This is a genomic window from Pseudokineococcus sp. 1T1Z-3, from assembly GCF_037482365.1.
Classification (GTDB): domain Bacteria; phylum Actinomycetota; class Actinomycetes; order Actinomycetales; family Quadrisphaeraceae; genus Pseudokineococcus.
Window position 1 is genome coordinate 100,805 of the sequence record NZ_JBBHZF010000012.1, and the last position, 18,304, is coordinate 119,108.

General features: G+C 76.8%; 18 protein-coding genes. 11 read left to right on the plus strand and 7 right to left on the minus strand.

The annotated features are described in order from the left end of the window. Positions 1-244: 244 nt before the first annotated feature. Positions 245-1,267 (plus strand): endonuclease/exonuclease/phosphatase family protein, encoded by a 1,023-nt coding sequence (locus WDV86_RS03860; protein WP_339566279.1) that lies wholly within the window; start codon positions 245-247, stop codon positions 1,265-1,267. Between the two features lie 48 nt (positions 1,268-1,315). Here WDV86_RS03860 and WDV86_RS03865 read toward each other — a convergent pair whose 3' ends face one another. Beyond that, positions 1,316-3,121: a putative PEP-binding protein gene (locus WDV86_RS03865; protein ID WP_339566280.1), complete on the minus strand. Its 1,806-nt coding sequence runs from the start codon at positions 3,119-3,121 to the stop codon at positions 1,316-1,318. A gap of 311 nt (positions 3,122-3,432) precedes the next feature. Here WDV86_RS03865 and WDV86_RS03870 point away from each other — a divergent pair, with 311 nt between their 5' ends. The 4 genes from WDV86_RS03870 (at position 3,433) to WDV86_RS03885 (ending at position 7,898) form a co-directional block, all read left to right on the plus strand. Then, positions 3,433-4,236, plus strand: a complete 804-nt coding sequence (locus WDV86_RS03870) for a DeoR/GlpR family DNA-binding transcription regulator (protein ID WP_339566281.1) — start codon at positions 3,433-3,435, stop codon at positions 4,234-4,236. Further along, positions 4,233-5,246 carry a 1-phosphofructokinase family hexose kinase gene (locus tag WDV86_RS03875; RefSeq protein ID WP_339566282.1) on the plus strand — a complete coding sequence of 338 codons (1,014 nt, stop codon included), beginning with the start codon at positions 4,233-4,235 and terminating at the stop codon, positions 5,244-5,246. Before WDV86_RS03870 ends, WDV86_RS03875 begins: the two co-directional genes overlap by 4 nt. 109 nt (positions 5,247-5,355) lie before the next feature. Next, positions 5,356-7,530, plus strand: a complete 2,175-nt coding sequence (locus tag WDV86_RS03880; RefSeq protein WP_339566283.1) for a PTS fructose transporter subunit IIABC — start codon at positions 5,356-5,358, stop codon at positions 7,528-7,530. A gap of 110 nt (positions 7,531-7,640) precedes the next feature. Further along, positions 7,641-7,898 (plus strand): HPr family phosphocarrier protein, encoded by a 258-nt coding sequence (locus tag WDV86_RS03885; RefSeq protein ID WP_339566284.1) that lies wholly within the window; start codon positions 7,641-7,643, stop codon positions 7,896-7,898. A gap of 266 nt (positions 7,899-8,164) precedes the next feature. Here the strand turns inward: WDV86_RS03885 and WDV86_RS03890 are convergent, their stop codons facing one another. Further along, on the minus strand, positions 8,165-8,773 hold the full coding sequence (locus WDV86_RS03890; protein WP_339566285.1) for a biotin transporter BioY: 609 nt from the start codon (positions 8,771-8,773) through the stop codon (positions 8,165-8,167). Between the two features lie 182 nt (positions 8,774-8,955). Then, on the minus strand, positions 8,956-9,435 hold the full coding sequence (locus WDV86_RS03895; protein ID WP_445262933.1) for a MarR family winged helix-turn-helix transcriptional regulator: 480 nt from the start codon (positions 9,433-9,435) through the stop codon (positions 8,956-8,958). Positions 9,436-9,601: 166 nt separating this feature from the next. Between WDV86_RS03895 and WDV86_RS03900 the strand changes: the two genes are divergently transcribed. Next, positions 9,602-10,399 carry an SDR family NAD(P)-dependent oxidoreductase gene (locus WDV86_RS03900; RefSeq protein WP_339566287.1) on the plus strand — a complete coding sequence of 266 codons (798 nt, stop codon included), beginning with the start codon at positions 9,602-9,604 and terminating at the stop codon, positions 10,397-10,399. Positions 10,400-10,526: 127 nt separating this feature from the next. Here WDV86_RS03900 and WDV86_RS03905 read toward each other — a convergent pair whose 3' ends face one another. Further along, entirely contained in the window at positions 10,527-11,444 is a 918-nt protein-coding gene (locus tag WDV86_RS03905) for a GNAT family N-acetyltransferase (RefSeq protein WP_339566288.1), read from the minus strand. A gap of 619 nt (positions 11,445-12,063) precedes the next feature. Continuing rightward, positions 12,064-12,696 carry a TetR/AcrR family transcriptional regulator gene (locus tag WDV86_RS03910; RefSeq protein ID WP_339566289.1) on the minus strand — a complete coding sequence of 211 codons (633 nt, stop codon included), beginning with the start codon at positions 12,694-12,696 and terminating at the stop codon, positions 12,064-12,066. A 45-nt stretch (positions 12,697-12,741) separates the two neighbouring features. Here WDV86_RS03910 and WDV86_RS03915 point away from each other — a divergent pair, with 45 nt between their 5' ends. Beyond that, positions 12,742-13,929 (plus strand): MFS transporter, encoded by a 1,188-nt coding sequence (locus WDV86_RS03915; protein WP_339566290.1) that lies wholly within the window; start codon positions 12,742-12,744, stop codon positions 13,927-13,929. 13 nt (positions 13,930-13,942) lie between these two features. On the opposite strand, the gene pdxR is transcribed toward WDV86_RS03915, so the two are convergent. After that, positions 13,943-15,394 carry a MocR-like pyridoxine biosynthesis transcription factor PdxR gene (pdxR, locus tag WDV86_RS03920; protein WP_339566291.1) on the minus strand — a complete coding sequence of 484 codons (1,452 nt, stop codon included), beginning with the start codon at positions 15,392-15,394 and terminating at the stop codon, positions 13,943-13,945. A 57-nt stretch (positions 15,395-15,451) separates the two neighbouring features. On the opposite strand from pdxR, the gene WDV86_RS03925 reads away from it, so the two are divergent. Genes WDV86_RS03925 through WDV86_RS03935 form a run of 3 tightly spaced genes read left to right on the plus strand, consistent with a single transcriptional unit; the run spans position 15,452 to position 17,430 of the window. After that, entirely contained in the window at positions 15,452-16,237 is a 786-nt protein-coding gene (locus WDV86_RS03925; protein WP_339566292.1) for a B3/B4 domain-containing protein, read from the plus strand. Continuing rightward, positions 16,234-16,857 carry a LysE family translocator gene (locus WDV86_RS03930; protein ID WP_339566293.1) on the plus strand — a complete coding sequence of 208 codons (624 nt, stop codon included), beginning with the start codon at positions 16,234-16,236 and terminating at the stop codon, positions 16,855-16,857. The genes WDV86_RS03925 and WDV86_RS03930 overlap by 4 nt, the downstream gene beginning before the upstream one ends. Before the next feature lie 45 nt (positions 16,858-16,902). Then, complete coding sequence (locus WDV86_RS03935) at positions 16,903-17,430, plus strand: hypothetical protein (RefSeq protein WP_339566294.1); 528 nt, start codon at positions 16,903-16,905, stop codon at positions 17,428-17,430. Between the two features lie 39 nt (positions 17,431-17,469). Here WDV86_RS03935 and WDV86_RS03940 read toward each other — a convergent pair whose 3' ends face one another. Next, complete coding sequence (locus WDV86_RS03940; RefSeq protein WP_339566295.1) at positions 17,470-17,613, minus strand: hypothetical protein; 144 nt, start codon at positions 17,611-17,613, stop codon at positions 17,470-17,472. Between the two features lie 278 nt (positions 17,614-17,891). On the opposite strand from WDV86_RS03940, the gene WDV86_RS03945 reads away from it, so the two are divergent. Beyond that, entirely contained in the window at positions 17,892-18,197 is a 306-nt protein-coding gene (locus WDV86_RS03945; protein ID WP_339566296.1) for a hypothetical protein, read from the plus strand. The last annotated feature ends 107 nt before the right edge of the window (positions 18,198-18,304 follow it).

Below are 18,304 nucleotides of genomic sequence, written 5' to 3' on the forward strand. Positions count from 1 at the left end.
AGGCCCTGTGGACGGGGTCCTGCCCCGCACGAGGCGCCCGCGCGGACAGCGACGGGGCCGCAGCTCACCCAGGAGACTGTCGAGTCCGACATCCCGCAGCTCCATCGGCCAGAGAACCTGCCGGACGTCGGACTCGACCGACCCTCGGAGCTCAGCGGACCAGCCGACCGTGGGGTGGCCGGAGGGTCGGGTCTCGGTGATCGCGCTCGCTGGCCCCCGCTCGATGCGTGCCAAGGTGAGCCCCATGACGCCGCGGCGCCGGTCCGCGGCGCGCACCAGGCCAGGCCTCGTCGTCGCCGGCGTCCTCGCCGCTCTCGTCGCCGCCGCGGCGGTCCTGACGACGGCGCCTGCGCTCGTCGGTCTCTCGACGACGACGGGCGTCGCCCAGGCGGTGGCGCTGCGCGGCGCTGGCGCGCTGGCGCTCCTGGTGCTCGCGGCGGCCCTCGGCGTCGTCGTGGTGGTGCGGCGTCGGCGCCCCTCCGCGGTGCTCGCCGGCGCTCTCTCCGCTGTCCTGCTTGCCTGTGCCGTCGTCCACGTCGCCGTCCTGGCCAGCCGCGGCGTCGACGGGCGCCTCCCCGGCCCCGACGCGGACCTCGTCGTCGTGGCGCTCAACGCCGAGGTCGACGGCGTCACCCCGCAGCAGCTGGCCGACCTCGTCGTCCTGACCGGCGCCGACGTGCTCGCCCTGCCCGAGACGGACCCCGCGCTCGCCGAGCAGATGGCGGACGCCGCCGGAGCGGCCACGGGCGCCACCTTCACCGTCTACTCCGAGGCTGCCGACGAGCGCCCCATCGCCGTGACCAGCCTGCTCGTCTCCGACCGGCTCGGGGCGCTGGAACGCGTCGCGGCGCCGCGCCTCGACCTCGCCGCGGTCGCCGCGCGCCCGGTCGACGGGGACGGCCCCGTCCTCGTCGCGGTCCACCCGCCCCCGCCCATCCCCGGCCGCTTCCCCATGGACGCGTGGGTGCAGCAGGGCGCGACCGCCGTCGCGGCCTGCTCGGCGACGCCGGGTGCCGTCGTCGCCGGAGACCTCAACGCGACCCTCGACCACGCGCAGCTGCGCGACCTCGGCCCGTGCGTCAGCGTCGCGCAGGCCGTGGGCGTCGGCGGCCTCGGCACCTGGCCCGCCGTCCTGCCGCCCCTGCTGGGCAGCCCCATCGACCACGTGCTCGTCGACGCCCGGGCCTGGCGGCCGCTCACGGCCGACGTCGTGCGCGTCGGGACCACCGACCACCGCGCCGTCGTCGTCGGGCTCGCCCGGCGCTGACGTCCTGGCGCTGACGGCCGGCAGCCCCCGGCGAGCTCCCGGCGCCGCTCAGCCCAGCGCCGCCAGTGCCGCGGCTCGGGCGGCCGACGGGTCGGTGGCCTCCAGCGCGGCGGCTGCCGCGGCGCGGCACTGCTCCGGCGTGGCCGTCGCGAGCCGGGCACCCACCGCCGGCACCGCGGCGGCCGCCGCCGACAGCGACGTCACCCCGAGCCCGACGAGCACGCAGGCGAGCAACGGGTCGGCCGCCGCCTCTCCGCACACGCCGACGGGCTTGCCGGCGCGCTGGCCGGCCAGCGCCGTCATCGCCACGAGCGCGAGGACGGCGGGCTGCCAGGGGTCGTTGAGGTCGGCGAGGTCGGGGGAGAGGCGGTCGGCGGCCATCGCGTACTGGGTGAGGTCGTTCGTCCCGAGGGACAGGAAGTCCACGTGGCGCAGCATCCGCGCGGCCAGCAGCGCGACCGAGGGCACCTCGACCATGACGCCCGGCACGAGCCCGCGGGCGCGCACCGCGGCGGCGAAGCCCTGCGCCTCGGCCTCGGTGGCGACCATCGGCGCCATCACCCACGGGCGCAGGCCCGTCCGCTCGGCGGCGAGGGCGACGGCGTCGAGCTGGCGCTCCAGCAGGCCCGGGTCCCGGCGCACCACCCTCAGCCCGCGGACGCCGAGCGAGGGGTTCTCCTCGTGCTCCGGCGTGGCGTAGGCGATGGGCTTGTCCGAGCCGGCGTCCAGCGTGCGCAGCACCACCTTGACGTCGGTGCCGTCTCCCGGCCCGCCCGCGGCGCGGGCGCGGTCGGCGAAGGGCTGCAGCACCTCGGCGTAGACCGCGGCCTGGGCCTCGACGTCGGGCTCCACGGTGGTGCCGAGGAAGCAGAGCTCGGTGCGGAAGAGGCCGACGCCCTCGGCCGGCCCGTCGGCGGCGACCCGCGCGGCGGCGCCGTCCTGCACGTTGGCGAGCAGGGGGAAGCGGGTGCCGTCGCCGAGGCGCCCGGGGCCGGACCAGGCGGCGGCCGCGGCGCGCGCGGCCCGGTCGGCCTCGAGGCGACCGGCGGCGACCTCGAGGTCGGGGTCGGCCTCGACGGTGCCGGACGTCCCGTCCACGAGGACCATCTCGCCGACGAGCAGGTCCTGCGCGCCGTCGACCGCGACGACGCAGGGGATGCCCAGCTGCCGGGCGATGATCGCCGTGTGCCCCGTGGGGCCGCCGCCGCGGGTGACGAGCGCCCGCACCTGCGCCGGGTCGAGGCCGGCGGTGTCGGCGGGGGCGAGGTCCTCGGCCACCAGCACGCTGGCGACCTCGGGCCGCGGGACCCCGGGCTCGGCCTGGCCGGTGAGGACGGCGACCACCCGGTCGCGCACGTCGTACAGGTCGGTGCCCCGCTCGGCCATGAGCCCACCCATGGTCGCGAACATCTGCGCGAACTTCTCCGCCGCGCCGGTGACCGCGACGTCGGCGCTGGCCCCGGCCCGCGTCCGCCGGCGGACCTCACCGAGCAGGCCCCGGTCGGTGGCCAGCTGCGCCGTCGCCCGCAGCACCGCGGCGGCGTCGCCCTCGACCCGCTCGGCGCGCGCCGTGAGCCGCTCGGCCACGGAGGCCGCCGCGGCCCGCGCGTGGTCGATCTCGGCGTCCCGGTCCTCCTCGGGCACGACGCCGGCGCCACCGTCCTCGGGGACCTCGGGCAGGCGGGGGCGCGGGGCGGGGCGCACGACCGGCCCGACGGCGACGCCGGGGACGACGGGGGTCCCGCGCAGGACCTGCGGCGCAGGGTCGGCGGCCGGCGGCTCGGGCGGCGTCTGCTGCGCCGGGGACGGTGAGACCTGGGTGCCTGTCGGCGTCCCGTGAGAGGTGGCAGTCATCGATGGCTCCCGTCGTCGTCGACGGTGCGGGCCATGCACCCGCGCCGCTGGAGGTCCCGCCACCTCGACCCGGTCCTGCCGGGCCGAGCTGCGGTGCTCAGGAGCCTAGGAACCACCCCTTGACATGTCAAGGCAATCGGGCGTAGAACCAACCAACGCAACATCCCAGCCACACGAAGCCACACGCTGGACCAGCACGACGGCGGGACCCGCGTGGCGGGCGGCGCAGGAGCCGCCCGAGCGCACCAGCACGAGAGCCGCTGGGGCCGACCACGAGACCGACGGGTCCCGCACTCACGAGGGAGTGAGCCGTGTACGCACCAGAACGCCAGGCGGCCATCGCCGCCCGGGTCGGCCGCGAGGCCCGGGTCGCCGTGAGCGACCTCGCGCTCGAGCACTCCGTCACCACCGAGACGGTGCGCCGGGACCTCGCCGTCCTCGAGCGCGCCGGCCTGCTGCGCCGTGTGCACGGCGGTGCCGTCTCCGCCTCGGTCCTCGCCCTGCCGGAGACCCGGGTCGAGGAGCGCGACCGCGTCGCCGCGGAGGCCAAGGACCGCATCGCCGAGGCCGCGCTCGCGCAGCTGCCCCCCGGCACGGCGAGCGTCGCGCTGGACGCCGGCAGCACCACCGGCCGGCTCGCCGGGCTGCTGGCCACCTCGCCCGGGGCGCTCGTCGCCGGGGCAGGCCCGCTGCTCGTCGTCACCCACGCCGTCCACCTGGCCGCCCGGCTCGCGACGGTGCCGGGCGTCGAGCTGCAGCTGGTGGGCGGCCGGGTGCGGGCGACGACGCAGGCCGCCGTGGGCGCGGAGACCGTCCGGGCCCTGGAGGACGTCCGCGTCGACGTCGCGGTGCTCGGCACCAACGGGTTCTCGGCGGACGCCGGACTCACGACCCCGGACGCCGAGGAGGCGGCGGTCAAGCGCGCGCTCGTGCGCTGCGCCCGCCGCGTCGTCGTCCTGGCCGACGCCAGCAAGGCCGGCCGCACCGACACCCACCGCTTCGCCCGCCTCGAGGAGGTCGACGTGCTCGTGACCGACGCCGCCCCCGACGACCCGGTGACGGCGCCCGAGCGCGCCGCCCTGGCCGCCGCCGACGTCGAGGTGGTGCAGGCGTGAACGCCGCCCTGGCCGCTGCCGCCGGCGCCCCGCCCGTCGTGACCCTTACCGCCGCACCCAGCCTCGACCGCACCGTGGACCTCGCGGCGCCGCTGCGCCGCGGCGCCGTCCAGCGCGCCAGCGGCTCGGTCGTCGAGCCGGGCGGCAAGGGCGTCAACGTCGCCCGCGTCGTCTCGGCCGCCGGGCGGGGCGTGCTCGCCGTCGTGCCCGCCGACGACGGCGACCCGCTGCTCTCCGCGCTGGCGGGGGTCCGGCTGCCGACCGTGGCCGTGCCCGTGGGCGGCCGGGTCCGCACCAACACGGCGATCACCGAGCCCGACGGGACGACGACGAAGGTCAACGAGCCTGGGCCCGTGCTGACCCCCGAGGGGCACGCCGCCCTGCGCGGCGTGCTGCTGGAGGCCGCCGCCGGTGCCGGCTGGGCCGTGATGTCCGGCTCGCTGCCCCCGGGCGCCCCGCCCTCGCTCTACGCCGACCTGGTGGGCCCGCTGCGCGCGCTGGGCTGCAAGGTCGCCGTGGACACCTCCGGGCCGGCCCTCGACGCCCTGCTCGGGCCCGGGGCCGAGCCGGCGCACGCCCCCGACGTCGTCAAGCCCAATGGCGAGGAGCTCGGTGAGCTGACCGGGCAGGACGGCGACGCGCTGGAGGCCGACCCGCTCGCGGCCGCCCGGGCCGCGCGGGCCCTCGTCGAGCGCGGCGTCCGCGCCGTCCTCGTGACCCTCGGCTCCCGCGGGGCCGTGCTCGTCACCGCCGACGGCGCCTGGTCCGCGCTGCCGCCGCCGGTGGTCCCGCGCAGCACGGTCGGCGCCGGGGACTCCGCGCTCGCCGGGTACGTCCTGGCCGACCTCGCCGGGCTCGAGCCCGCCGAGCGGCTGCGGTGGGCCGTCGCCCACGGCTCCGCCGCCGCCTCCCTGCCCGGCTCGGCCCTGCCGGGGCCAGACCTCGTGCGCCCCGACCTCGTCGAGGTCGGGGTCCTGACGCTCGACGCCGAGCTCTCCTCCTCGTCCTGAGCCGACGAGGACGCCCGACCTCCGACGGCACCGCACCACCGCACCGCAGCAGTCCCGCCAGCCCGCCACCCACCGTGATCCGTCACCGACGACGTACCGAGAGGCCACGATGAGCCACAGCACCGCTCCGAGCTCCACCAGCACGTCGGGGGGTGAGGACCTCCTGACCACCCACCTCGTCGCGCTCGACGCCGACCTCGGCGGCACGAGCGAGGACGTCGTCCGCCGCCTCGCCGCCCTCGTCGGCGACGCCGGCCGCACGGCCGGCAAGGACGGCACCGAGGCGCTCGCCGACGCCGCCCTCGCCCGCGAGGCCAGCTCCCCGACGGGCCTGCCCAACGGCATCGCGATCCCGCACGCCCGCACCGCCGGCGTGACGACGGCGTCGCTGGCCTTCGCGCGGCTCGGGCGGAAGGTCGACTTCGGTGCTCCGGACGGGCCGGCCGACCTCGTCTTTCTCATCGCCGCGCCCGAGGGCGCCGGCAGCGCGCACCTCAAGCTGCTGAGCAAGCTGGCGCGGGCGCTCGTCCGGCCGGCCTTCACGGCGTCGCTGCGCGAGGCCTCCACCCCCGAGGACGTCGTCGCCCTGGTCGACGAGGTGCTCGCCCCCGCACCGGCCAAGGACACGGCGACGGCCGCCGCGAGCACCTCGGCCGCGGCCGGCACCGTCGCCGGCCAGGGCGCCGACGCGCCGGCGTCCGCCTCCGGCGCCGTGGCTGCCGACGCGCAGGCCACCGTGCTGCAGGAGACCCCCGCGGCCAGCGCCACGGGCGCCCGACGGATCGTGGCCGTCACCGCGTGCCCGACGGGCATCGCGCACACCTACATGGCGGCTGACTCCCTCGTGGCCGCCGGCGAGCGGGCCGGCGTCGAGGTCGTCGTCGAGACCCAGGGCTCCTCGGGCTCGACGCCGCTGGACCCGCAGGTCATCGCCGGGGCCAGCGCGGTGATCTTCGCCGTCGACGTCGGCGTGCGCGAGCAGGGCCGCTTCGCCGGCAAGCCGCTCATCAGCTCGGGCGTCAAGCGCGCCATCAACGAGCCTGACGCGATGGTCGCCGAGGCGCTGCGCGCCGTCGAGGACCCGGCGGCCAAGCGGGTCGCCGGCGACGGCGGGGCCGGCGCCGCGGCGGCCACGGCCGGTGCCGGCTCCGGCGGGGCCAGCTTCGGCAGCGAGCTGCGCCGCTGGCTGCTCACCGGAGTCAGCTACATGATCCCCTTCGTCGCGGCGGGCGGTCTGCTCATCGCGCTGGGCTTCGCCCTCGGCAGCCCGGACATCGTCTCGCCGCTGCCGAGCGACCCGGACGGGCCGGCGCTCAACGCCATCATCCTGTCCACCAACAGCCTGACGAACCTGCCCGACGGCGGTCTCCTGCAGTACCTCGGCGCCGTCTTCGCCTCGCTCGGCCAGCTCGCCTTCGGGCTGCTTGTCCCCGCCCTGGCCGGGTACATCGCCTACGCGATGGCCGACCGGCCCGGCATCGCGCCCGGTTTTGTCGCCGGCCTCGTCGCGGGCGCCACGGGTGCGGGCTTCATCGGTGGTCTCGTCGGCGGTCTGCTCGCCGGCGCGGTGGCCCTGTGGATCAGCCGGATCCCGACGCCGCAGTGGTTCCGCGGCCTCATGCCGGTCGTCGTCATCCCGCTCTTCGCGACGCTCATCACCGGTTTCCTCATGTTCGCCGTGCTCGCCCAGCCGCTGGCGGCCGTGACGGTGGGGCTCGGTAACTTCCTCAACGGCCTCTCGGGCGGCTCCGCGGTCCTGCTCGGCGTCATCCTCGGCCTGATGATGGCCTTCGACATGGGCGGGCCGCTCAACAAGACGGCCTACTCCTTCGCCGCCGCGGGCCTGTCCGCCGGCTCGGTCGACAACCCGGCGCCCTACGTGATCATGGCGGCGGTGATGGGTGCGGGCATGGTGCCGCCGCTCGCCCTGGCGCTGGCGACCTTCGTCCGCAAGGGCCTCTTCACGGCGCCGGAGCGGGAGAACGGCAAGGCGGCCGTGCCGCTGGGCCTCGCCTTTATCACCGAGGGCGCCATCCCCTTCGCCGCGGCCGACCCGCTGCGCGTCATCCCCTCGATCATGCTGGGCTCGGCCGTCACCGGCGGGATCATCATGGCGTCCGGCGTCCAGCTGATCGCCCCGCACGGCGGCATCTTCGTCATCCTCGCCATCAACCCGGCCTGGTTGTTCCTCGTGGCGCTGCTCGCTGGCGTCCTCGTCTCGGCGGCGGCCGTCGTCGCCGCCAAGAGCCTCGGTCGCTCGAAGGCCGACCTCGTCGCCGCCTGAGCGGCTCCCCTCGCGTCCGGCCGGGCCTCTGCCGGGACGGGACGCGAGGACCACCTGCCTGTGCCGGTGCACCCGCCCGGCACCTGCCACGACCTGCGAAGGAGGGCCTCGTGCCCAGCACCACCGTTCCCGTCGGCTCCTCGGTCGGGCTGCACGCCCGTCCGGCCGCCGTCATCGCCGCCCGCGCCGCCGAGCTCGGCAGCGACATCACCCTCGCCGTCGAGGGCGAGGAGCCGGTCGACGCCGGCTCGGCCCTCATGATCATGACGCTCGGCGCCGAGCAGGGCACCGAGGTCACGGTCGAGGGTGACGACGAGGCGCACGTCACCGAGATCGCCGAGCTCGTCCGCACCGACCTGGACGCCTGACCCGACGAGTCCTCGACGCCCCCCTCACCCGCCCGGGTGAGGGGGGCGTCGTCCGTCTGGGGCTGCGACCGGATCGAGACCTGCGAGATCTTCTCCGCGGCGGGTGGCGGGAGTACACCAGAGGTGCCGGGCCCGCCTCGCCGACGGCGTCGGGACGGGCCCGACACCGTCCTGGCACGTCGGGAGACCCAGCCTCGACGTCGCCGGAGACGCGAGAGCCCCCACCCGCAGCGGGTGGGGGCTCTCGCGTCGGGTCCGCGGCGTCGTCAGCGACGGCGACCGCCGCGGCGCACGAGCGCCCACATCGTCGGGAGGACGGCCGAGGCCACGGCCGCTTTGACGAGGCCGCCGACGACGAACGGCAGGACGCCCGTGGCGATCGCCTGCTCGGCGCTCATGCCCGTCGTCAGCGCGAGCCACGGCACGCCGACGGCGAAGACGACGAGCTGGCCGGCCACGAAGAGCGGCAGGGCCTTGAGCAGGTGCCGGTCGGCGCCGTGGCGCGCGGCGAGCCCGATGAGGTACGCGGCCGGGACGAACCCGACGACGTACCCGCCGGTCGCGCCGAGGACGACCTCGTAGCCGCCGCTGGCCTCGGAGTAGAAGGGCAGGCCCACGAGGGCGCCGGCCATGTAGACGGCCATGACGGTGACGGAGCGCACAGGTCCTAGGGCGGCGGCGACGATGACCAGCCCGAGGGTCTGCATCGTCACCGGCACGGGCGAGCCCGGCACGGGCAGCGAGAGCTGGGCCGCGGCGACCATGCCGAGGACGCCGGCGGCGACGAGCGCGACGTCGCGTACCGCCGTCCCGGGCAGGAGGTCGGCGAGGACGGCGCCGGCATGGCGTGGTGCGGGCAGGGCGGCGGTGGACACGGGCGGCTCCGGTGGCGGGTGCGGGCCGGGCGCGCGTCGCGGCCGGCGTCGGGTCGCCGGTGATCCTGGCAGAGCGGGCGACGTCGACGGGCTCGTGACCTTGCCGAAGGGACGACGCAGCCCAGCCCCGACAGGACTCATGATCGCGTTCACGGCCGCGCCGCGGGCCGGCACCTCGTGGGTCAGCCGCCGGGTAGTGCCCAGGCCTGCCCCGGCCCGGCCGCCTCGAGCAGCCGCTGGGTGATCACTCGCAGCTGGCGTTGCTGCGTCGTCGTCAAGGGGGCGAGCACGAGGCGCCGGACGGCCGCGGCGTGGCCGGGCGTCGCCCGCTCGACCTCCTCGGCCCCCTCGTCGGTGAGCACGGCCAAGGTGTAGCGGCCGTCGGCGGGATCGGGTCGGCGCCGGACCCAGGAGCGCCGCTCCAGGCGGGCGACGGCGCGTGAGAGCCGGGTGAGGCTGCTGTTGGCGTACCCGGCGAGGACGCTCATGCGCAACGTCCGCTCTGGTGCGCGCCCCAGCGCGTAGAGGACCCCGAACTCGAAGTGCGACATGCCCGAGTCCCGCTGCAGTTGCTCGTCGAGCCGAGCCGGCAGCCACTCCAGCAGGGTCGCCAGCCCCGACCACGTCGTCAGGTCGTCGCCCTGGAGGTCGTCGCCCTCCACGCCGTCACTCTCGAGGTCGGCGGGCGCTCGGTCGGTGGCGGGCGCGCCGCCCTCGTGCGGCGGGACGGGCGGTGGGGACGGCACCCGACCAGGTTAGTCACTTGACCAGTCAAGTCAACGCCGCGTAGCGTCGCTTGCTCAGTCAAGTCATCGATGGAGGTTGGGCATGGATCTGGAGCTCGTCGGGAAGCGCGCCCTGGTCAGCGGGTCGACGCAGGGCATCGGGTACGCCGTGGCGTCGGCCCTCGCCGCCGAGGGCGCCGCCGTGGTGCTGCACGGACGCAGCCGGCCGCGCGTGGAGGAGGCCGTCGCCCGGCTGCGCGACCGCTGGCCCGAGGCTGACGTCACGGGGGTCGCCGGCGACCTGGCCGTCCCTTCGGAGGTCGAGCAGCTGCTGGACCAGGTGGGGCCCGGAGGTGTCGACGTGCTGGTCAACAACGCCGGCCTCTTCGAGGTCAAGGAGTTCGACCTCCTGACGGACGAGGACTGGCGGCTCGTCCACGAGGTCAACGTCCTCGGGGCGGTGCGGCTCTCGCGCCGGCTCCTGCCCGGGATGCTCTCGCGGGGGTGGGGGCGGGTGATCTGCGTCAGCAGCGAGTCGGGGGTCGACGTCCCCGCCGACATGCTCCCTTACGGCGTCAGCAAGGCGGCCCTCCTTGCGTTCGCCAACGGCCTGGCGAAGCTGACCCGCGGCACCGAGGTCACGGTCAACAGCGTCCTGGGCGGCCCCACCTACTCCGACGGCGTCGCCGCCGCGGTGCGGTCGGTCGCGCTGCAGCAGGGCATGCCGGAGGAGGACCTCAGGACGGCGATCGGCCAGCGGCGGACGACGTCGCTCGTCCAGCGCTTCCTGGAGCCGGCCGAGCTGGCCTCGCTCGTCACCTACCTGGCCAGCCCCCTGTCCTCCGCCACGAACGGCGCGGCTCTGCGCGCCGATGGTGGGGTGCTCACCCAGGTCCTCTGACGCGGGGCTCGCCAGATAAGTCCCTCGCGTCCGTGACCGTGCGACGGCGGCCGCGTCGGCCATGGCCGCTGCGTCGGCCGTGACGGACCGGCGCCCCTGAGCGCCCCTGAGCCCCCACGTCAGGTGCTCAGGTCTCGATCCAGGCGCGCACGGCAGTCTCGAAGGTGTCGTCGTCGGCGGCGGTGCCGAAGGCCTCCTCCAGCTCGCCCCAGAGCCGCTCGTCGTCCTCGGAGATGTCCTCGTACCCCGTCGGACGCATCCGGAGGTACTCGGCGCGGGCGCGCACGCAGAGCGCGGCGGCGTCGTGCAGGCCGAGGAGGCCGAAGGCGGTGCTCGCGTCGTCGAGGACGACCAGCCGCCCCTCGTGGAAGAGGTTCTCGACGGTGCCGACGATCCCGTCGAGCAGCCCCAGCCCCTGCACGGTCGCCGCGGCTCCCAGCACCCGCAGGGCGGGGGAGGCCGGGTCACGCACCTCGTAGGCCTCGACGGCCACCGGGTGCAGGTCGACCATCCAGGAGGGGGAGGACCAGTCCGGGGCCGGGGCGCAGGGGGCGGCGTCCGACGGCAGCTGCACGCAGGTGCGCCGGGGGTGCCGGTGCCAGGACGGCGTGGGCACGAAGCCGCGGGAGCGGGCCAGCGCGAGCGTCGAGGCGTCCCACTCCCACGCGTGCAGGCGCACCGGGCCCGGTGGCGCGCCGGCGACGACGGCGTCCAGGAGGGCGGACCCGATGCCGAGACGTCGAGAGATGGGGACCACCCAGAGACGTAGCACCTCGGCGTTGGGGCTGGCGATCGCCACCCCCGCGGCCTCGTCGTCCACCGTGGCGAGGTGCACGGCGGCGTCGCCGTGGAGCGTCGAGGGGAAGGCGGCGGTCGAGCGCGGGCGGTCGCTCGCCGTGACGGTGCTGCTCTCCCTCGGGCCCAGGTGCTCGTCCTCCTGCGCCACCTCCTCGCGCTCGGCGGCCGCGAGGAGGTCGTCGACCGCGACGCCGTCCTCCCCGTCCACGTCGACGCGACGGACCAAGGGCGCGCGGTCGGTGCTCATGCGGTCATCGTCGTCGCGGGACGGCCCGTCGGGAGGCCTGCACGACGGCCGGTGCTCGACGAGACGGCGGCTGCCGCACCTGCTGACCACGGTCACCGGGCTCGACGGCCATCCTGCCCAGGCGGGCAGGTCGAGTCCCGGCGCCGCTCCGCTCGTGACCGACGGCTGGTCGAGATCGCTGGTGGCCAGGTCCTCGTCGAGGTGGGCGGTCAGGTACCGGACTCCCGAAGGGACCCGGCGAGCGATGCACTGGAAGCACCCGCGCCTGGACTGCCGGTAGCGATGGGTCCCCGCGTAAAGGCTGGCCGAGATGGCCTCCCGGGCTGCCGCGGGCGGTGGCGGCGCGATCCGGGGCTCTCGGGACGTCGATGGCGACACCGTGGGGTTCGTAGGTGTCCAACGGGCGCCATGGGTAGGAGTCGGCGTCGAGCGACGACCCAGCGGAGGCCACGTCCCGGGCAGCGCGGTCCGCTCGCCAGGATGCCGTGCGACGCGGGCAGGTCGCTGGTGTGCAGCACGTCGTGCCCGGCGCGGGTGGGGTTCGCGCCAGGCGCACCGGCAGCTGCGCGGGGCAGAGAAGTGCGCTCCCGTCGACGAGAGCCTCGGGTGACGCCCTCGTTCACGGGCGCGCGGCGTCCCGGTGACGGATGAGCGCGGCGGCTGCGAGGTGGCGGACGGGCGGCGGGACGGGCGCGTCCCCCGTGGCGGCGCGTCGGGCGCGGGCGGCGAGGGCCCCGTCGTAGAGCGCGAGCAGCTCGGCCGCCAGGGCGCCGGGGTCGGCGACGCCGGTGGCGCTCGCCTGCTCGGCGAGCCGCTCGACGAGCAGCTTGGTGTCGGCGACGAGCCAGCGGTGCGCCGGGTGCTGCGCGTCGACCACCTCGACCGCGGCGGCGAGGAAGGCGCACCCGCGGGCCGTGCCGGCGGCGTCGGGGCGTGCCCAGAGCGCCTCGAGGGCGTCGAAGACCGAGAGCGCCCGGGCGTCGGCGTCGTCGCCGCAGCCTGCCAGCACCTCGTCCCAGACGGCGACCCACCGCTCGTGGCGGCGCTGCAGGTAGGCCGCGACGAGGTGGTCCTTGCCCGGGAAGTGGGCGTAGAGCGTCGCGGGGGCGACCTGCGCGCGCCGCAGGACGGCGTCGACGCCGGTGGCCGCGATGCCGTGCGCGGAGAAGAGGTCGTCGGCGGCGTCCAGCAGGCGGGTGCGGGCCGGCGCCTTCGCGGGCTCGGCGCTGGGGGTCGCGGGACGGGGGCTCATGCTCGTACTGTAACGACCACTATGATGAAACGAACGTTACAGCCAGTGGCAGTGCGCTCGACCGGGCTCCTCGCGGCCGGCGCCGGGGTCATCGCCGTCACCTACGGGGTCGTGCGCTTCGGCTACGGCCTGCACCTGCCGCAGCTCTCCGCGGAGTTCGCCCTCGGGCCGCAGCTGGCGGGTGTCATCGCCTCGGGCAGCTTCGCGGCGTACTGCGTCGCGGCGCTGCTGGCGCGGCCGCTGGTCACCCGCGGTGGTGGCCGGCCCGTGCTGTGGGGCGCGGCGGGCCTGGCCGCGTCCGGGGCGCTCGTCGTCGCCGCGGCGCCGTCGGCGGCCGTGCTGGCCCTCGGCGTGCTCGTCGCCGGCAGCGCGGCGGGGGCGGCCTCCCCCGCGCTCGTGGCGGCCGTCGCCGCGACGGTGCCGGAGCGCTCGGCGCCGCGGGCGCAGGCGGTCGTCAACGGGGGGACGGGTCTGGGTGTCGCGGTGACGGGCGTCGGCGTGCTCCTGGTGCCCTCGGTGTGGCGGCCGGTGTGGGCGCTCGCCGCGGTCGTGGTGCTGCTCGCGGCGGCGGTGGTCGACCGGTGCGCGCGCTGGGACCGGCAGCCGTCGGCGCGCTCGGACCAGGAGGGGGGCGAGACGTCGTCCGACGACGACGCCTCCCTGGTGCGTCCGGTCGTCGCGGCGACCCTCGCCGGGCTGGGCAGCGCCGCCGTCTGGACCTTCGGTCGCGACCTGCTCACGAGCACCGGCGGCCTGCCCGACCGGACGACGGCGGCGCTGTGGGTGCTGCTCGGGGCGACCGCCGTCCTGGGGGCGCTCAGCGGCGACGCCGTCCGGGTCCTGGGCCTGCGGCGGGCCTGGGCGCTGACGGCAGGCCTCTCGGCCGCAGGGACCGCCGTGCTCGCGCTCGCACCCTCCTCGGCCGTCGCCGCCGGGGCAGCGGCGGTCGTCTTCGGCGGCGCGTACACGGCGCTGACCGGCGTCCTCATCGCCTGGGCGGGCGTGCTGCGGCCGGCGACGGCCGGGGCGACGACGGCGACCCTCTTCGTCGCCCTCACCGCGGGGCAGGCGGTCGGCTCGGCCGTGACCGGTTCTCTCGTCGGCGCCCTCGGCCCCGTCGGCGCCTTCCTTCTCAGCGCCGCGCTCGTCCTCGTCGCGGCGGGCGTCCTTCCCGCTCGGGCGGGGGGCGCTCGCAGCCGTCGCGAGCCCGTCCGGCCCGCCGTCAGCTGCTGAGGCGCAGACGGTCTCAGGGCCCGCTGCGCACGGCCCGGGCAACGGCGGCCGCCGCGGCCGCGAGCCGGTGCGGAGGGGAGGCGGCGTAGCCGAGCACGAGCCCTCCCGGACCGGGCTCCACCCGGTGGCGGGCGAGGGGGTCGACGACGACGCCGTCCGCGGCCAGAGCAGCCGCCAGGGCGACGTCGTCGTGCCCCGGCAGCTCCAGCAGCAGGTGCAGCCCGGCGGCGACGCCGCGCACGCGGGCGCCGGGCACGTCGCGGAGGTGGGTCTCCAGGGCGTCGGCGAGGGCATCGCGCCGAGTCCGCTGGTGCCGCCGCGCCCGTCGCAGGTGCTGGTCGTAGGTGCCGGAGGTCAGCAGCCGGGCCAGCGTGAGCTGGGGGAGGGTCGGCGTGGCGATGTCGCTCATGTGCTTGGCCTCGACGACCGCCGCGCGCAGGTGCTCAGGGACGACGAGCCACCCCAGGCGCAAAGCCGGCGCCAGCGCCTTGGAGACGCTGCCGGTGTGCAGCACCCGCTCCGGCGCCGCCGGGTGCAGCGCCGGGGCGGGCGCACGGTCGTAGCGCTGCTCGGCGTCGTAGTCGTCCTCGACGACGAGCCCGTCGCTCCCGGTGGCCCACCGCAGCAGCCGCGTCCGCCGGGCCGACGAGAGCGCCACGCCGGTCGGGTACTGGTGCGCGGGCGTCGTGACGACGACGCCCACCGTGCCCTGCTCCAGAGCCTCGACGTCGAGCCCCTCCTCGTCCACGGGCACCGGCACCGGGGCCAGGCCCCAGTAGGCCAGCTCGTCGCGGGCGCCGCGCGAGCCCGGGTCCTCGACCGCCACCTGGGCGTGGCCGGCGCGCCGCAGGACCGTGGCGGTCAGCGCGAGGGCCTGCGCGACACCGGTGACGACGACGACCGCCTCCGGCGTGGTCCTCAGCCCGCGCTGGCGGCCGAGCCATCCCGCCAGGGCCTGCCGCAGCGCCGGCTCGCCCGCGGGCTCCCCGTAGCGCAGGCCACCCGCCCCGAGCCCGAGCAGCGCCTCGCGCTCGGCGCGCAGCCAGGCGGTGCGGGGGAAGAGGTCGAGGTCAGGGACGCCGGGTGTCAGGTCGACGACGTCGGCGGGCAGGTGCGCCGCAGAAGTCCTCGGGGGCGACCCGGGCGCCGAGCCGGCCGCCGGGCCCGAGGCGCCAGACGCCGGCGCCGGCCGAGGCGGGACGAGGGCGACCCGGGTGCCGTCCCGGGAGCGTGCCGTCAGCAGGCCCTGCTCGGCCAGCCGCTGGTAGGCCTCGACGACGACGCCGCGCGACCAGCCCAGCTCCGCGGCCAGATGGCGGCTCGGCGGCAGCCGGGCGCCGAGCGGCAGGCGCCCGTCCGCGACGGCCTCCCGCAGCCGGTCCGCTAACCAGCCCGCGCGGCCGCCGCCGGGCGCCGAGGCCGGGTCCAGCTGCAGGAAGTCCGCACCGCGCGCCTGTTGGTCCACCGATCACACCAGCCTTTGGTCCTTCTGGGCCGACCATGCGGCGACCAGCATGCCGGGATGACCGAGAGCAGGAGCACCCGCTCGAGCCCGGACGGCCACGAGGCGCGGGTCTTCGCCCACGCGCCCGAGGTGTGGGACGCCGTCCCGTCGCTGCGGGCGGTGGCCGCCGTCCTCCCCGTCCCGGTGGCGCCCGAGGAGCAGCAGCGCCTGGGAGCTGCCGCCGAGGCGCACCTCCGGGCGATCGAGACGGGCGGTGACCGAGGTCCGGAGTCGTCCGTCCGCTCGGTCATGGCCTGGCGGCGGGTCTTCGCCGACCTCGGGGTGCGACCGACGCAGTACCGCTGCGCCGCCGAGTCGCTGCTCCGGCGCCTGCGGACCCGTGGTGACCTGCCGCGCGTCCACCCGCTCGTCGACCTGGGCAACGCCCTGTCGGTGCGCTGGGCCGTCCCGGTCGCCGTCGTCGACCTCGACCGGGTCGAGGGCTCCCTGCTCGTCCGGCGCGCGATCGGTGACGAGGTCCACGACACCTTCGGGGGCGACGTCGAGCATCCCGCCCCGGGCGAGATGGTCTACGCCGACGGAGCCAGCCACGCGCACTCGCGGCGCTGGTGCTGGCGCCAGTCGGCCCGCTCGACCGTCCGGCCCTCGACGCGGACGGCGCTCGTCGTCGCCGAGGCCGTGCACGAGGGCGGGCAGGCAGACCTCGACGCCCTCGCCGCCGCCCTCGAGGCGGCGGTCGCTGCCGCCGGCGTCACCGTCGCACCGACGCTCCTGACGGCGGAGCAGCCCGCGCTGCGGCTGCCCCCGCGGGAGCGGCCGGTGACGTCGGGCTCTGGCGCGTGAGCCTCGCCTTCGTCGTCACCAGCCTCGTCGTCGTCGCGACGCCGGGGACGGGGACCGTGTACACGGTCGATGCCGGCCTCGGGCGCGGTCACCGCGGCGCGCTGCTCGCCGCCGTCGCGTGCACGCTGGGGATCGTCCCGCACCTGCTGGCATCGGCCATGGGCCTGGCCGCCCTGCTCGCGGCCAGCCCGATCGCCTACGCGGCCCTCACGTGGGCGGGTGTGGTCGTCCTGCTCGTCTTCGCGGTCATGACCTGGCGCGGTGCGGGTCACGGCCTGCCTGCGGACCGGGCGCGCCAGGAGGTGGTCGCCGTCCGCGCCCGTCGCGTGCTGCGTGACGGCGTCGTGCTCAACCTCTTCAACCCCAAGCTGACGCTGTTCTTCGTCGCCTTCCTCCCGCAGTTCGCCCCGACCGGTGCCGGCGTCGCGGGCATGGCTGCCCTCGGGGCGGTCTTCATGCTGCTCACGCTGGTCGTCTTCGCCGGCTACGGCCTCGGTGCGGCGTCGTTGCGCCCGGTGCTGCTCGGCCGACCGCACCTGCTCGGCGTCGCCGGCAAGGGCTTCGCCGTCGCCTACCTGGCGGTCGCCGTCGCGCTCGCGGTGCGGCTGATGGTCGGGTGAGGGCGCCGCCCGATGAGTCCACGCGGCGGCGGACGTCTGCCCGGCATGACGACCCCGCACGCACAGGTCCTCCGGCGCCGCGGCCGCGGCACCGAGACCGACGTCGTGAACGACGGCGCCTTCGGCTGGGCCGACGTCGAGGTACGGCTGCGCGCGGGGGAGAGCGCCTCGTGGCTCAGCGTGGCGAGCGGCGGCGCCGTCCACTGCCGCCCGCTGTTCGCCGCCTGGTCGGGCGAGGCCTTCGTCTTCGCCAGCAAGGCGTCTGCGCTCAAGACCCGGCTGCTCGCCGCCGCCGGGCGGGGCTCGCTCGCCGTCGACCTCGGCGACGCCCACCTCGTCGCGGAGGGCCCGGCGCGGCGGTGGACGTCGAGGGCTGACCTCGAGCGGGCCTCGCGGGCCCTGCGGGAGGTCTTCGACTGGCCGACGGAGGTCGCGGGGGACGAGCTCGACGCCCCCTACGCCGCCCCGACCTCGGGCGGGCCGCCCTTCCAGGCGTGGGCGCTCACGCCGGAGACCGTGCTGGTGCTGCCGACCGACGACGGCGCCGAGCCGACGCGGTTCACCTTCGCCTGACGGCTGTCGGTCGCGCACCAGCCGGTAGACGTCTCCACGTCAGCGCGCGAGCTCGACGACGGCGTCGTGGCCCGGTGCGCGCGAGAGCCGCTCGTCGGTCGTGGGGAGCGGGGCGTCCAGTGCCTCGGCGAGGGCGACGTAGACCGCGTCGTGCGCCGACAGGTCGTGCCGCAGCTGCCACACCCGGCCGGTGAGGGGTTGGTGTGAGCAGGGCTGCACCGGGGAGGTCGGTGACCGCCAGGTCGGCCCGTGAGGGCGCCAGCTCGCCGGTCGCCGACCTGCGGCGCAGCAGCTGCAGCTGCGCTGCGCATGCAGGGTGCGACGGCGCCGCCGAGGCGCTGGTCACGGCGTCGCCCTCTCGCCAGGGTCGACACATGCGCACGTGCGCACCTATGGTGGCGTTCGTGACGGAGCTGGTCACCGACCGGCGGTGACCGCACGACGAGACCCCAGGAGCACCCATGAGCGCCCTCACCCACGAGCACGACACCCACGTCGACCACGACCACGTGCACGCCCCCGACTGCGGCCACGCCGTCGTCCCGCACGGCGACCACGTGGACTACCTGCACGACGGCCACGCGCACTCCGGCCACGACGGCCACTACGACGAGCACCCGGTCGAGGCCCACGTCGTCGACGGCGCCCACGACCACGAGCACGGCGAGGGCTGCGGCCACGAGACCGTCGAGCACGGCGACCACGTGGACTACGTCCACGGCGCCCACCGTCACGCCGCCCACGACGGGCACTACGACGAGCACTGAGACCCAACGGCACTGAGCCGGACCGGTACGTGCCCCGACCCCGCCCCGAGTCGTCGCGCCGGGTGCGGGGTCGTCGTGCGACGCCCGAAAGGTCGTCGCCGGCCCCG

Bases quoted from the DNA above. Each gene is read 5' to 3' on its own strand.
- WDV86_RS03860 (WP_339566279.1), top strand. From the start codon at position 245: ATGACGCCGCGGCGCCGGTCCGCGGCGCGCACCAGGCCAGGCCTCGTC.
- WDV86_RS03905 (WP_339566288.1), bottom strand. From the start codon at position 11,444: ATGAGCACCGACCGCGCGCCCTTGGTCCGTCGCGTCGACGTGGACGGG.
- WDV86_RS03945 (WP_339566296.1), top strand. From the start codon at position 17,892: ATGAGCGCCCTCACCCACGAGCACGACACCCACGTCGACCACGACCAC.
- WDV86_RS03900 (WP_339566287.1), top strand. From the start codon at position 9,602: ATGGATCTGGAGCTCGTCGGGAAGCGCGCCCTGGTCAGCGGGTCGACG.
- WDV86_RS03935 (WP_339566294.1), top strand. From the start codon at position 16,903: ATGACGACCCCGCACGCACAGGTCCTCCGGCGCCGCGGCCGCGGCACC.
- WDV86_RS03880 (WP_339566283.1), top strand. From the start codon at position 5,356: ATGAGCCACAGCACCGCTCCGAGCTCCACCAGCACGTCGGGGGGTGAG.
- WDV86_RS03865 (WP_339566280.1), bottom strand. From the start codon at position 3,121: ATGACTGCCACCTCTCACGGGACGCCGACAGGCACCCAGGTCTCACCG.
- WDV86_RS03910 (WP_339566289.1), bottom strand. From the start codon at position 12,696: ATGAGCCCCCGTCCCGCGACCCCCAGCGCCGAGCCCGCGAAGGCGCCG.
- WDV86_RS03925 (WP_339566292.1), top strand. From the start codon at position 15,452: ATGACCGAGAGCAGGAGCACCCGCTCGAGCCCGGACGGCCACGAGGCG.